This window comes from Listeria aquatica (assembly GCF_014223975.1).
Lineage (GTDB): Bacteria > Bacillota > Bacilli > Lactobacillales > Listeriaceae > Listeria > Listeria aquatica.
This window is the reverse complement of the sequence record NZ_JAARRM010000005.1, coordinates 118,966-133,122: the sequence shown is the minus strand read 5'-3', so window position 1 is coordinate 133,122 and position 14,157 is coordinate 118,966. Positions and strand designations below refer to the sequence as shown.

14 protein-coding genes are annotated in these 14,157 nt (G+C 42.5%); 4 read left to right on the top strand and 10 right to left on the bottom strand.

The features are described 5' to 3' along the window. Positions 1–16: 16 nt before the first annotated feature. The 5 genes from HB912_RS11475 to HB912_RS11455 form a co-directional block, all read right to left on the bottom strand. Positions 17–1,111 carry an EF2685/EF0750 family sortase-dependent surface protein gene (locus tag HB912_RS11475; protein ID WP_185374695.1) on the bottom strand — a complete coding sequence of 365 codons (1,095 nt, stop codon included), beginning with the start codon at positions 1,109–1,111 and terminating at the stop codon, positions 17–19. A 14-nt stretch (positions 1,112–1,125) separates the two neighbouring features. Then, entirely contained in the window at positions 1,126–4,560 is a 3,435-nt protein-coding gene (locus HB912_RS11470) for a pectate lyase-like adhesive domain-containing protein (protein WP_185374693.1), read from the bottom strand. 327 nt (positions 4,561–4,887) lie between these two features. Further along, entirely contained in the window at positions 4,888–5,217 is a 330-nt protein-coding gene (locus HB912_RS11465) for a cyclic-di-AMP receptor (protein WP_036074397.1), read from the bottom strand. Positions 5,218–5,327: 110 nt separating this feature from the next. Next, a complete protein-coding gene (gene tmk, locus HB912_RS11460) occupies positions 5,328–5,951 on the bottom strand; it encodes a dTMP kinase (RefSeq protein ID WP_185374691.1) in 624 nt (207 codons plus the stop codon). 40 nt (positions 5,952–5,991) lie between these two features. Beyond that, on the bottom strand, positions 5,992–7,368 hold the full coding sequence (locus tag HB912_RS11455; RefSeq protein ID WP_185374690.1) for an aminotransferase class I/II-fold pyridoxal phosphate-dependent enzyme: 1,377 nt from the start codon (positions 7,366–7,368) through the stop codon (positions 5,992–5,994). Between the two features lie 151 nt (positions 7,369–7,519). On the opposite strand from HB912_RS11455, the gene dhaK reads away from it, so the two are divergent. The 4 genes from dhaK to HB912_RS11435 all read left to right on the top strand — a co-directional run bounded on the left by dhaK (position 7,520) and on the right by HB912_RS11435 (position 10,465). Further along, a complete protein-coding gene (gene dhaK / locus HB912_RS11450) occupies positions 7,520–8,512 on the top strand; it encodes a dihydroxyacetone kinase subunit DhaK (RefSeq protein WP_185374688.1) in 993 nt (330 codons plus the stop codon). Between the two features lie 16 nt (positions 8,513–8,528). Continuing rightward, the gene (gene dhaL, locus HB912_RS11445) at positions 8,529–9,128 is read left to right on the top strand and encodes a dihydroxyacetone kinase subunit DhaL (protein ID WP_185374686.1); all 600 of its coding nucleotides are present in this window, start codon (positions 8,529–8,531) and stop codon (positions 9,126–9,128) included. 3 nt (positions 9,129–9,131) lie between these two features. Beyond that, positions 9,132–9,503 carry a dihydroxyacetone kinase phosphoryl donor subunit DhaM gene (dhaM, locus tag HB912_RS11440; RefSeq protein ID WP_185374684.1) on the top strand — a complete coding sequence of 124 codons (372 nt, stop codon included), beginning with the start codon at positions 9,132–9,134 and terminating at the stop codon, positions 9,501–9,503. A gap of 113 nt (positions 9,504–9,616) precedes the next feature. Beyond that, positions 9,617–10,465, top strand: coding sequence for an aldo/keto reductase (locus tag HB912_RS11435; protein WP_185374682.1), 849 nt, complete (start codon positions 9,617–9,619; stop codon positions 10,463–10,465). 44 nt (positions 10,466–10,509) lie between these two features. On the opposite strand, the gene HB912_RS11430 is transcribed toward HB912_RS11435, so the two are convergent. From HB912_RS11430 to dnaX, 5 genes are all read right to left on the bottom strand, one after another. Then, positions 10,510–10,977 carry an ASCH domain-containing protein gene (locus tag HB912_RS11430; RefSeq protein WP_244964483.1) on the bottom strand — a complete coding sequence of 156 codons (468 nt, stop codon included), beginning with the start codon at positions 10,975–10,977 and terminating at the stop codon, positions 10,510–10,512. 78 nt (positions 10,978–11,055) lie between these two features. Then, on the bottom strand, positions 11,056–11,325 hold the full coding sequence (locus tag HB912_RS11425) for a YaaL family protein (protein ID WP_185374680.1): 270 nt from the start codon (positions 11,323–11,325) through the stop codon (positions 11,056–11,058). 22 nt (positions 11,326–11,347) lie between these two features. Next, positions 11,348–11,944, bottom strand: coding sequence for a recombination mediator RecR (gene recR / locus HB912_RS11420; protein ID WP_036074400.1), 597 nt, complete (start codon positions 11,942–11,944; stop codon positions 11,348–11,350). Positions 11,945–12,003: 59 nt separating this feature from the next. After that, the gene (locus HB912_RS11415; RefSeq protein WP_036074389.1) at positions 12,004–12,321 is read right to left on the bottom strand and encodes a YbaB/EbfC family nucleoid-associated protein; all 318 of its coding nucleotides are present in this window, start codon (positions 12,319–12,321) and stop codon (positions 12,004–12,006) included. Positions 12,322–12,347: 26 nt separating this feature from the next. Next, positions 12,348–14,099, bottom strand: coding sequence for a DNA polymerase III subunit gamma/tau (dnaX, locus tag HB912_RS11410; RefSeq protein ID WP_185374678.1), 1,752 nt, complete (start codon positions 14,097–14,099; stop codon positions 12,348–12,350). Between the last annotated feature and the right edge of the window lie 58 nt (positions 14,100–14,157).

The following is a 14,157-nucleotide window of genomic DNA, read 5'->3' as shown; positions in this document are numbered from 1 at the left end:
TTCTCCTTTTTTTGGTTTAATAGGGTGAATCTATCATTTCCCAAGTTAACGTCGTTCGGTAATGACCTGCTTGTTTTTTCGTTTCCTTGGGGAGGATGACCTGTATGCTTTTCCTTGCTTGTTCCGTATCAGTCCCAAAAGTGTTAACCCATGTGCCTGCACCAGTACCTGCTTTTGCGACAATCACGTCGCTTGCACTTTCACCTGTTGCATCCAGCACAATTTTTTGGAAACTTTGCGGTGTTTTTTTGCTTGTCGCGCTTTTCAGTGTACTGTTTAAAAGAACCATTTCGGCACCTTCTAAAACAGCTTGGTCACTTCTTAATTGACCATTTTGCTTCACCGTCAGCCGGTATCCCCCTAAATTCCCTCGATTATCTGTCACTTGGACATAATTCGGGCCTTTTTTCGAAATTCCACTTGCAAGAACTTTCACTGGCGTTAATGCTGCAAAGTAGTTTTCAGTTTGACCGGTGATTTCATGAGAACCAAACTGAATGTTCGATGCAAAATCAATACTAAGCGGTCCTTTCGTACCAGGGTTTGCCTGTGGAATTGAGTCAGGTTCAACTTCTTCGCCTGGGTGATCTGGATCAACCGGTTTTGTTTCTCCAGCGTTCTTAGTGTAAAACATATCTGCTTTTGAATTCGCCGTTGGATTCCAACTTGCTGAAAAAACTAATGATTCTGGCAAAAATACAGTTAGGCAAATACTAACTAGCAGGAGGGAAGTCAGCTTTCTGTGCAACGGCTTATTTCTTCGCGTACAGAGTAAGTAACTAACGATACCTCCTAATAAAAGCACTCCGCCTACAATATTCCATCTATCAGAAGTATCTCCAGTATGAGGCAATACACCAGATTGCTTAACAGAAGAAGCCTCTTTTCCAGAAAACACCTTTCCTGAATGAACACGATCTCGCTCAGTAGATGGCTTCGTCTTCTCTTTAGGAACAGTAGATGGCTTTTCACTCTTTGGCGGCTCTGTTGGTTGTTCGCCAGTAAGAGTAAGTCCAACATTCGATTCATAGCTCGCCGCAGAAACCGTAAACGGAGCGAAGCTTAGCAATACGGCCAACGAAAGCAGACAAAATGCAAAATATTTTTTCATCGTTAGGCTCCTTTTTATGGCGTATTTTCAAGTGTCCAAACAATTTTTGTCTGGTACACTTTGCCGCTTCGAATATTTCCCGGGAAAAGATCGAGCATCAAGCCGGTGTTTCCTGTCGGATTTAAATCAACTTCTGTCAAGCCTTCACTTGCTGTTTCTTGGTTAAAAACTGTTGTCGTTCCCTGATCATTGATCGGCTCATACCGTACCGAGCCATCCGCAGCTTTCATTGCGATCACTAAGCTATCTGGAAGTTCCTCTGCTTCACTCGTTTTAAACGGTGATTCAAGCATTGCTGTCAATTGCCAGCTCGTGGGATTAGACCGATCATCATTTACGATGACTTTTGCTTCATTTTCTGGTTTCAATTGCTGCTCATAAGAACGAATTTGTTGCGTTCCAAATTGGATTGTATTCGGAATTTCCGAAATACTTAGCGTACCCGGCGTAACAATAGCTGTGATCGTTTTTTCTGCATCTCTCACTTTTACTTTGACAGTGTAAGTTCCTGCTGCTTTCGTGAAGCCCCCTCGATCAGAAACCACAATGTCTGCCGCCAAATCCACACCATCCGGAATTCCCCAAGCTTTTGCCTTCGCTTGATTGATAATGAAAGCGTCCAAGTCAGCTTCCGAAGTCGGCACTTGTTTTTCTTTCACTACAAAATCACTTGCTTGAAGCATAGCTTGTTCAGTAACCGTCGTCTCGCCATCTTTCACAAAAACGGGAATGACGATAACCACATGGTTGCCTGCCTTATCCGTAATAGTTACTTCCGCTGTCGAACTACCTACTGCTGTTACATCAGGAACCTTGGAGATTGCATATGTCAAATTGTCGTCCCCTACACCCGCATTATCTTGCACGTTTGTGACAAGTAACTTGGCGTCTGTCGTAAACGCCTCGTTCACATTAACAATTTGTTTCACTGCTTCCGCACTTGGCGGAGTAGTATCTCGGACCTCTTGCACATCCGAATGCTCACTTTTATTCTGAGCGGCATCTTCAGCAACCGCATAATAGCCAACATACGGCGTAAGAGGCTTATCCGAATCAGCCAGTACGAGTTCATAATTTCCTGTGTCATCAGCTTTCACTGACCCAAGAATAGCATTATCAGATGCTCGGTATACCGTAACCAAACTGTCAGCTTCTGCCTTCCCGGAAAGCGTAGCATCCACATCTTTAATCGCATTTAAGCTCGGCTTATCAGGCGCCGTTTCATCCGCCACGACGGTGGATGTGGTAGCATCCTTACCATCCAAGTAGGCGTAGGCTGAAACCGTATTTCCTGCCGTTAAATAACCCTCTGTTGGAAGTACAAAGACAAACTCACCAGTCGCTGAATCCGCCTTGATATTGTATTTTTTCGTATCTGACTCTGCTTGTGCATCAATCGTTCCTTCCGGAATCGCGCTATCTCCTGATAACAAAATCCATGCTCCAGGATTAGCCACGCCTCGAATGATATGGCTATTCTCATTTGCCTGATTATCTGAAAGAGAATCAAGTGAAACCTCCACATCTGCAATATGTTCAAATAAGACACGCTTAAAGTTTTGCGTCCGGTAATTGGTTGCAAAGTCCGTGGCATTGGCATTTACAATACTGTTCCCTGTTGCAGCTGTTACATTGGCTCCTGTATAGTTTACCTTCATGTCATACATTGGAAACCAGTCATAAGTTGGTGTAACGTTCGCAGCATCTGCCGCTGTCCAAGCCTTAACCCGCTGAATCGATGCATTAAATGTCCCACTCGCCATATAAATAACACGAGTACTTGCATTCGTATTCTGCCTAGCATCCAAATCAATTTCGCCAGCGTCTGCAAAATTAAAGGTCGATGAAGTACCAATCGAGATTAGATTTTTCGCACGCGAACCATCTGACGAAAGCTTAAACACACCTTTTTTCCCAATAATAAACGAACTACTACTTCCTGTTTTCACGAGACTTCCCGTACCAGTTCCTTGGTTATTTGCCGAAATGATCAAAGAAGCACCATCTGCAACATTAAACTCTGCTCCGGTTCCAACATTAATCGGGTTCTTATCATAGGCGTCAGTAAAGGGACCATTCATATCTAAATTTAGCGATGCCCCATCACGGACAAGCAACTTTGCATTACTGCCAAGAGCAATTCCACCACGTGTAGAATCTGTGGGTGTAGAAATATTCACTTTTGCATTTTTGTTAATATCTACATTTCCGTTTGCCTGAATAGTCGTCCATGTTCCTTCACCCGAAAGACCATTACCGCCTCCAGTTAAATTAAGTTCTGCACCTTCTTCAACCTTTGCTGTCCCAGTTGCGCCGCCCGTTCCAAGCATCAATACAGTAGCATTTTCAGTCGTTCCCGTATACTTCGAATTTGCTTCAAATGTGATATTAGTGACTTCTAGATTAGCCTGATTGGTTTGTGCCTTATACTCCACATTATCAAAAGGGCTGATATACTGGTTAACCGATTTATTGACCACCGTACCTCCTACAAAAAAGTCTGCTTGGTAAGAAGCTGTAAACTGCGCCCCAGTGTAATTCAAATTCTGAATAGAAAACGTCGATGCAGCCGAGATATTTCCAGTTAAGCGAATAGGTCCCCAATAATTTTGACCGTACATATCTAAGTCACGCACTTGGACGTTTACTTTTTGAGTTGAAAAGCTCATCCAGTAACTGCGTCTTCTAAAATCCACTTTAACTCCCGAGTTGACTCCACGAACAATCAAGTCCCGTGCAGGAATAGTCTGATTGGATTCACCAGCCGATGTGCTTGAAAATTGAGTGAACGCAAAATCATTCATGACAACCACTTCCCCAATGGAAGCATCTCCCATTGCCGCATCCATCTCAGTCGCATTGGTTACATAAGCAGTAGAACCAGAATTAACCGCAGCCAGTCTAGGCTGAATCAAATCACTTGATTCAACTAAAGGATCACTTAACACTTCTTGCTGTCTAGGCGCCATTTCTGTCTGCACTTCTTTTTCAACAACCGTGAAATTTAGTGAATTCGAATATACCTTTTTATCCGCTTGCTGCTTTTCAATCACCAAGTCGTAAGAACCACTTTTTTCAGCTTTCAACAAAAGTTTTACGGTGTTTTCTTTAAAAGCCTCAGACGAGATAGTTATTTTACTATTTTCAGGGTCAAACTTAATAGCTTTGCTTTCATTTTCTTGTTCAGTTTCTTGAGCCATAAAAACAAGGTTTTTCGGAAGTTCCAAAATCAATTGATCATCTTCCGCTAAACCTTCATCGCTGACTGTAAGTTGAAATATTTCATTTGTAAAAGAATATTCTTTTTCCGCAGAAAGAGTAATTTTCTCTGATGCATAGGCATGATCTAAGAAAGCTCCTATCCCATTTGCACCAAGGGGTAAAATTAAACCAAAAATCAAAGCTAAACAACCAATCAGAAAAGAATGGAGCCTTTTCCTTTTGTCCAAAATCTCACCTCGCTTCTACAATGTGATTGTGCTTACCTCTTTTCCTCAATGAAACAGTCGTTATAATTTTCAGTTTATAACATGATAATTAATTGATAATTTGTACAACTACTTCACCAATAACGAAAAGAACTAATCTCAAAACATTTCTTGTAAGCAATTCCATTATAGCATGAGTCTTTTTATAAAAAAGTAAACTAATATACATTTATCGAGATACTTTCGATGCAAATGTGTCGAAATGTTCACAAAAAAAGGACTTGACATCGCAATTTAAGCCATTGCTTAGTCAAGTCCTTCTCTTAAAAATGATACAAAGTTACATTTTTAGAAATGATGGAAACTTTCAACTGGCATTACAAAAACGGTTGCACCACCTACTTGTACTTCAATTGGATACGGAACATAAGTATCTACAGTTACGCCAAGCGAAGCCGAAGGAGTCATCATTTGTTCTCGTGCTTTACAGTTATCTCGGATAATGTCAAGTGCATCTTCCACACGATCATCCTCAACCCCAATTAAAAAGGTAGTATTACCAGCCTTTAAAAAGCCACCCGTCGTTGCAAGTTTAGTTGCTCCAAATTTATTTTCCGTTAATGCATCGGAAAGACGATTACTATCCTGATCTTGTACAATTGCAAAAATCAACTTCATCAATATCATCCCCTTAAAAAAGTAAAAACACCTTTTTTCTATTATACCAAAACTCCAAGTGAGACTTTACTAATTTGCATATCCCCACCCAAGCTTACTTCCATTTGATGTTACTTAACAGTTTTCAAAATATCCGCCAAAATCTCATCTGTAATTTCGTCTGGCGTACCTGTGCCGTCAATTCGAATAAAGCGCTCTGGAAACAGCTTGATAATTTCCTCATAACCTTGTTGCACCTTACTGTGGAAGGCAATATCTTCTTGATCTAAGCGATTAACCTCGCGGCCCTTATTCGCAGCAATCCGCGCCAAGCCAACATCCGCTGGCACATCAAAATAATAAGTTTTATCCGGAAATGTATCTTCAATAGCAAACAAATTGATGTCAAGTACTTCCTGAATCCCAATCGAACGCCCCGCACCTTGATAAGCAAGCGAACTATCGACAAAGCGGTCACAAAGCACATGCTTCCCACTCTCAAGCGCTGGACGAATCGTCTCCACCACATGTTGGCGCCTAGCTCCCGCAATAAGTAACGCTTCCGTTCGCGGATCCATCTCTTCATTTCCAATCCCGAGTACAATGTTTCGCACCTTTTCTGAAATTGGGCTTCCTCCCGGTTCGCGCGTTTTAATAAAATCAAGCCCAGCTGCGCGCATCTTTTCTTCAAGTAGCGCTGCCGCTGTCGTTTTTCCCGAGCCGTCCGGGCCCTCGAGACTGATAAAAATCGCCATTCATTTCCTCTCCTTCAAGCAAATCTCACCCCTGATTATATCATAAAAAAACCTCAATGAATCCCTCTTTCAACCTTTTTCCCCCGTGAAAATGTCTGCCACGTACTTGCTTCAAATAAGCGATTTGCCTTTCCGACAACTTTTCGCCGCGTAAAACGCCAGGGATACCTGGTGGATAGAGCGCCACATTTTCTGCCGCGACGGCTCCCGCCGCTTCATCAAGTGGCAAAAACATTGTCTCCAAATCCGCCATCTGCTGATACGAAATCGAAAGTCGGCTCACATCCGGCACTGCGAGTTCAAGGACCCGAGTCTCCCCCTGCCGCACGTCACCTTCTCCCCATTTTATCCGCCCAAACGGTGTAAAATCCATTCCTTTATTTAAAAGCGGCAAAACCAAAAGCACTTGTTTAGCATCCGCGAGCTCAGGATAGAATCCAGCTTGTTCCAATTGTTCAGCCAACCTATAACCCGAAAAGCCTTGTTTTCGAACAATCAATTTCAGCGGATCATCCGGACAGATCACTTCAAGTTCTTGTTTCTCCAAAAAACGTAGCCATTTCGCTCGCATTTTCCAAAACGCCTTAAAATCCTCATCCGAATAAAGCGCCACATATCGCCGCGCAACATCAAGCGAAGCCATCACCATATAAGACGGACTGCTCGACTCCACCATCTCAAGATAGCGCCGCACATCTAATTTGTCCGTATTCACATGCAAAAAGGCACCCATCGTGAGTGCTGGAAGCGTTTTGTGTGCAGACTGTACAACCGCATCCGCCCCCGCCCGAAGCGCTTCCCTTGGAAATTCATCACTCGCAATAAAATGAGCGCCATGTGCCTCATCCACAAGCGCAAGTGCCCCGTACCGGTGAGCCACAGCGACAATCCGGTCCAACTGGAAAACCGCCCCATAATAATTCGGATAGGTAACAATCACCGCGCGCACATCCGGATTCGCATCCAAAACCTGCTCAAGTAGCACCGGATCAAGTCCAGCCGCCGTTCCAGTCACCGCATCTTTTTTGGGTTCTATAAAAATCGGATTCGCGCCGGCCAGTTCAAGCGCATGAATCACCGACTTATGCGCATCTCGCGTAACAATCGCTGAGTCGCCACGTCGAAGCGCGGCAAGAATCATCGCAAGATTCCCACTTGTTGATCCCCCAACTAAAAAGAAACTAGCATGTGCCCCATAAGCATCCCGGAGCAATTCCTCTGCTTTTAAAATGACACTTTCAGGGTGATGCAAATCATCCATACCACTAATTTCCGTCAAGTCATACTTCAAAATTTCTTGCCAATCGCCGCCGTATAAAGCTCCATTTTTATGCCCTGGAACGTGAAGTGAAACTGGGTTTTTTTTAATATGTTGTTCAATCGCCTGAAGAAGCGGTGTTTCCTCTTGATTTATCATCAGAAGCCCCCCTTTTTTCATGCTCCTATTGTATCACTTCCAAGCCCTTAAAACGAATATTGTAAGCAATTTCAAAAATGACGTTTCAATCTTTTCTTTCTAGGGAATTTTTAAATGTAAAACCATCTTTTTCAAGGAGGAGTTAGGGCTGATGAAAAAAATAATCAATGGTACAGATCAAGTCGTTGAACAAATGGTGGAAGGCCTCGCAAAGTCACATCCTGAACTTATCGAACGCATACCAGATACACGAGTTCTTGCACGTATTGATAAACGGCCCGGAAAAGTCGGTCTCGTAAGCGGAGGCGGTTCTGGTCACGAACCTGCACATGCCGGGTATGTTGGACAGGGAATGCTTTCTGCAGCCGTTTGCGGCGATGTTTTCACTTCACCAACACCCGACCAAATTTATGAAGGAATTAAAGCCGCTGATCAGGGCAAAGGCGTGCTCTTAATTGTCAAAAACTACACAGGCGATGTGATGAACTTTGATATGGCAAAAGAGCTTGCTGAAGGCGACGATATCGAAGTGGATCAAGTGATCGTAGATGATGATATTGCCGTTCAAGATAGCACCTTCACAACCGGACGGCGAGGCGTTGCCGGAACCGTTTTAGTACACAAAATCGTTGGTGCTGCCGCAGAAGCTGGGGCGAGCCTTTCCGAACTGAAAGCACTTGGCGAAAAAGTGATCAGTTCCATTAAAACAATTGGTGTGGCGCTTTCGCCTTGTACAGTTCCAGAAGTTGGGCATCCAGGATTCGAACTAGGAGCCGATGAAATCGAACTTGGAATCGGCATCCACGGAGAACCCGGATTTAGCCGCGAGAAGAATATGTCGTCGCATGACCTTGCGAAACAACTGCTTGACCGGATCGACAAGGAGCATCAATTTGCTTCCGGGGACAAGGTTGTTGTTCTTGTTAATGGAATGGGGGCAACACCGCTTATGGAGCAATATATCTTTTCAAATGATGTTCACGAATGGCTCGGCGAAAAAGGGGTAAACATCCAAAAAACCATCGTCGGCGACTATATGACGTCTCTTGAAATGGCTGGCTTGTCGCTCACTGTTCTAAAACTTAAAGATGAAAAGTGGCTCGAACTACTTAATTTCCCTGTACAAACTATTGCATGGAAATAACGGAGGAGGATTAAGGATGACTTTAGATAAAGAATGGGCAATCGGTTTTTTAGATGATTTTGCAGATCGCGTCATCGAAAACAAGCAATTATTAAGTGATTTGGATCAAGCCATTGGAGATGGCGACCACGGCGTGAATATGGCGCGGGGGCTTACGGAATTAAAAAAAGCTTTTTCAGAAAAATCACCAGCTACTTTAAAAGATGTATTTAAAACTACAGCGATGACACTCCTCAGCAAAGTTGGTGGTGCTTCTGGTCCACTTTATGGCTCCGCTTTTTTAAATATGAGTAAAAAAATCGACGCTGATACCCTTACGAAAGAGCAGCTTCCTGATATTTTCGAGGCTGGGCTTGAAGGAATTGAAAATAGAGGGAAATCTCATGCTGGCGAAAAAACGATGATTGATGTTTGGGAACCTGCAATCAACGCAATGCGTCAAGATGAATTTTCAAGCGATGCGATTGAAGCAGCCCTTCAAAAAACCAAAGATATGAAAGCAACAAAAGGTCGGGCATCTTACCTAGGCGAGCGCTCCATTGGTCATCTTGACCCCGGCGCTTACTCTTCAAGTTTGCTGTTTCAAGCATTATTAAAATCGGAAGGAGCAAAATAACCTATGAAAGAGTATGGAATTGTCATTATTTCTCACTCAAAAGATGTGGCTAAAGGCGTTTCAGATATTATTAGTCAAGTTGCTGCGGACGTTTCGATTACCTATTCAGGCGGTACAGATGACGGAGGTATTGGAACAAGTTTTGACAAAGTAAATGCAGCCTTTGAAAAAAATGCCGCTGAAAAGCTATACGCTTTTTATGACTTAGGTAGCGCCAAGATGAACATCGAAACGGTTATGGAACTTTCAGATAAGGAAATCATCCTTTTCAACGCACCTATATTGGAAGGCGCTTATGCGACAGCAGCACAAGTTCAAATGGACGAGAAGCCGGAAGTCATCAAAGAAAATTTAAAGTCCATCGAAATCAAATAGTGGAAGTAGCACCGGCGAAGCCTGTTTCATATGAAACAGGCTTCGCCTTTTCTCGTGCAAGATTTTTTATTTTTTGGTATTCTGAAATGGAGAATGGAGTGGAGGGAAGAAAAATGGAATCTTTTACAGATAAAGTGCGTTTAAATAATGGTGTTTTAATGCCACGACACGGGTTTGGCGCTTATAAGCTTGTCGATGAAAACGAACTGCATCGCTCGCTTGAAACAGCTGTTGAAGCCGGATATCAACTATTCGATACTGCTCAGTTCTATCACAACGAAAAATATATTGGTGATTTTTTTCGCTCCTCAAATTTAAGCCGCGAAGATTATTTTATTACAACCAAGGTTTGGAACACAGAACAAGGTTACGACAAAACATTAAAAGCTTTCGAAAACTCCTTGAAGCGACTAAAACTGGACTATATTGATCTTTATCTTGTGCACTGGCCCAAAATCGAACCTTTTTTTGAAACTTGGAAAGCTTTGGAACGACTTTACGACAAGGGTCTAATTCGTGCAATTGGCGTTTCCAATTTTGAAGCACATCATCTTGACCGCCTGATGACAAAAGCAAATGTCCTACCTGCTGTGGATCAACTCGAAACACACCCGTATTTCCCAAATCACCTGCTCCACCGTTATTTGGAAGAGCTAGATATTGTCCACCAAGCATGGAGTCCACTCGGCCGAGGAGCTGCTTTAAAAGAACCCGCACTCAAGAAAATCGGGAAAAAGTACGGCAAAACGCCGGCACAAGTTATCCTACGCTGGCACATTCAAAATGATATCAGTATCATTCCAAAATCAGAAAAGCCTGATAGAATCCGTGAAAATGCAGACATTTATGATTTTGAGCTTTCTCGCGAAGAAATGCTTATCATTCAAAAACTCAATCGCGGTGAACGTGTTAGTCATGCCCCCGATGTTGTTTACGTTCGCACAGAACCAGAAGAATTTTAATCAAAAAAGAGGTGTTGTTATTTTTTAACAACACCTCTTTTTTACTAGTCAACAGGGTTGGCATCTACTACTTCAAATGTCTGGCACACTAACATCAAGTCTGGAGTAAACGTCATCCCGTATTGTTTTAATTCCCATGTAAAGAACTTTTCATGCTCCATGTACCAATAGTTATACGTTAAATCTCCTTCACCTTCAGATAGAGCAAAAGTTTCCGTCACTTTGTTCATCGGGACTTCTTCAATAGCCGTATATTTAATGATGGCAACCGGATATTCATCCCCATTTAACACAATGTCATATTGCCCTACAACAGGCATTTTCTCATTTTCTAAATCATAAACGACTTTGGCGGCACATGTCCCTGTTTTTTTGCCAGAAAGCACTAAGCTAGCTAATTCATCTCCCATTTGCTTATTGCCATCGCCAAACATCCAGTAATCTGGCACTTGTAGATTTAAATGATGTTCACTTGCATATTTTAGCCAGTAATTCTCAATTTCTCGGTTCAAAGCAAACACTCCCTTTTTAAATTTAATCTAAACTAAAAAAAGTGGGTTGCTAGATAAACCTAACAACCCTTAATATACTTATTTTCTACCGCTAATTTGACGGTATCTAGCTTCTTTAAACAAATAAAAGTATTTCATTTCTGCTTTTTTTACTTCAAATTCAAGTCTCGGATCATAGCCAAAACTTCTATCCAAAAGCTCTCGCTCTTTTTGCCATTTTTCCTGCGTGACTTCAATTAATTCAAGCAAATATTCATCATAACTTTTATGAAGCTTACCAATCCGCGTTTTTCTTTTCCGTTTTTCATGTCGCTTATTGTTACTATGCGTTCTGCTCCTAGATTCCATCGTCAATCACCTCTATTGTCCGTTAAACTTCCCGTCTACCTTCAAGAGCCTTGGATAGTGTTACTTCATCTGCATATTCTAGATCGCCCCCGACTGGCAGACCATGGGCAATACGCGTTACTTTAATTCCGCTTGGTTTCACGAGACGTGAAATATACATCGCAGTCGCTTCTCCTTCAACATTCGGATTCGTTGCGAGAATCACTTCTTCTACTTCTTCATTTTGAAGTCGCTTAATCAAATCAGCGATATTAATATCTTCCGGTCCTACTCCATCCATCGGTGAAATCGTTCCGTGTAGAACATGATAAAGCCCATTATAATCTCGCATTTTTTCCATCGCAATCACATCGCGCGGCTCTTCAACCACACAAATAACACTCCTGTCACGACTGGTATCCGAACAGATATAACACGGGTCTTGATCCGTAATGTGTCCACAAACAGAACAAAATGTTAAGTTTCGCTTGGCGTCAACAAGCGCCTTTGCAAAGTTGAGAACATCATCCTCTTTCATGTCCAAAACAAAAAAAGCTAGACGCGCCGCCGATTTTGGACCAATCCCTGGAAGCTTCATAAAGCTATCAATTAATTTCGTTATCGGTTCAGGGTAATGCATCTGCATCGCTCACTTTCAAAAAAGCAGGCAGGACATACTCGAATCCTGCCGCCGTAAACTTATAGCCCAGGAATGTTCATTCCTTGTGTGAATTTGCCCATCTTTTGTGAAGTTGTTTCTTCAAGTTGTTTAAGCGCATCATTTGTTGCTGCAAGTACTAAATCTTGGAGCATCTCCACATCTTCAGGATCAACAACTTCTTCTTTAATGATAACATCAAGCACTTCACGTTTTCCATTTACTTTCACGGAAACCATTTCGCCTCCAGCTGTTCCTGTGAACTCAGAAACTTCTAGTTCAGCTTGTGCTTTCGCCATTTCCTTTTGCATCTTCTGCATTTGTTTCATCATACCTTGCATATTACCCATTCCACGCATAAAATATTCTCCTCTTCTAAAAAAATTTATTCTTTTACTTCAAGTAAGTCATCACCGACTAATTTCGCAGCTTCCGTCACAAACTGTTCTTCCGAATCAGCCTCAGTTCCACTAGCATTTTCAGCAGGTAGTCCTTCACCATCCATTTCTTCGCTACCGTTATTGTGCAGCTTGATGAAGTTTTCGCGAACATCATGCCACTGATCTTCTGGAATACCAATAAAGTGATAGTTAGCCTGCGTCAGCCTGGAAATGCTTGTTTCAATCGTTTCGACAAACGAAGCATTTTCCATAGCCATCTGACAGTGAATCTCATGCTTAAATTTTAACACAAAAGTATCATCCGAAGCAGCTACGGGTTCCGCTTCATTTAAAAGCGCCGCCTGCGAAGCAATTAACATGGATAAAAGCTCACTCCAAACGCTTCGAATCATCTGTAAATCTTTTTTCTTTGCCACACCAAGCACATGGTTAATCTTGCCCACCGGTGCTTTGAAGCCTTTGCTACTATTCATTGCCGCTTTCTTTGGACGACTTGTTTTTTCTCCCGAAGAAGTTTCGTTTGCCTTTACACCACTTTTCTTTAGTTCCTCGATTTCGCGACGAAGCGCACTCACTTCACCTTGAAGTTTCACCACTTCTGCATTCGAAACTTCTGTTCCAGCTTCTCCACTTGCATCAGTCAAAATAGAACCCTTTGTTTGTGTAAGTTGCACAACCGCCACCTCAACGTAAATGCCAGGATGGTTAGAAAACCGCATTTGCTGTTGCGCCTTGTTAAGTAAATCAACACATTCATAGATCCGCACAGAATTCGCTTCCGCAGCAAGCTCTTGAAAGCCTTCATCCGCCACAGCACGCTCAAGTGATTCCTCAAGTTGCGGCGCCTTTTGATAAAGTAAAATGTCTCGGAAGAAAACGAGTAGATCCTCTACCAACCGAACTGGGTCTTTGCCTTCTGCAAGTAGCGCTGACAAATTTTGAATCGCTTGTTCGGCATCGCATTCCATGATGCTCTTAACCAGTTCCGTAAGCAAATTTTGCGAAACAGATCCTGTGATTTCAAGTGCATCTGTTACACTCACTTCTTCTGAGCCATAAGAAATGACTTGATCTAGCAAACTCAACGCATCCCGCATCCCGCCTTCAGCTGCCCGTGAAATAATAGCGAGCGCCTTTTCATCAAACGGAATTTTTTCTTCGTTTAAAATATAAGCCATTCGCTCCGTGATGTCCTGCGTTGTGATTCGCTTAAAATCAAAGCGTTGCACCCGGGAAATAATCGTGAGCGGCAATTTATGTGGTTCTGTTGTTGCTAATATAAAAATCACATGTTTAGGAGGTTCTTCGAGCGTTTTAAGTAGCGCATTAAATGCTCCTGTTGAAAGCATGTGCACTTCATCAATAATATAAACCTTATATTTAGAAACTGTAGGTGCGTATTTCACCTTTTCGCGAATATCACGAATTTCTTCGACACCATTGTTACTCGCCGCATCAATTTCGAGGACATCGGGATTTGAGCCTTCTGTAATCGTTTTACAAGTTTCGCACTCGTTGCAGGGCTCCCCATTTACCGGGTTTTCACAGTTGATTGCCTTGGCAAAAATCTTGGCTGCACTCGTTTTCCCTGTCCCACGGGGTCCACTGAACAAATAGGCATGCGACGTTTTATTTTGAGTAATTGCATTTTGCAGTGTACGTGTCACATGGCTTTGTCCGACAACATCATCAAACGACTGTGGCCGAAACACACGATATAATGCTTGATATGCCATCTTCCACTCTCCCTCTCGATCTTAGTAGTACTATTATAGCTTACTTCCCTTCGTTTGA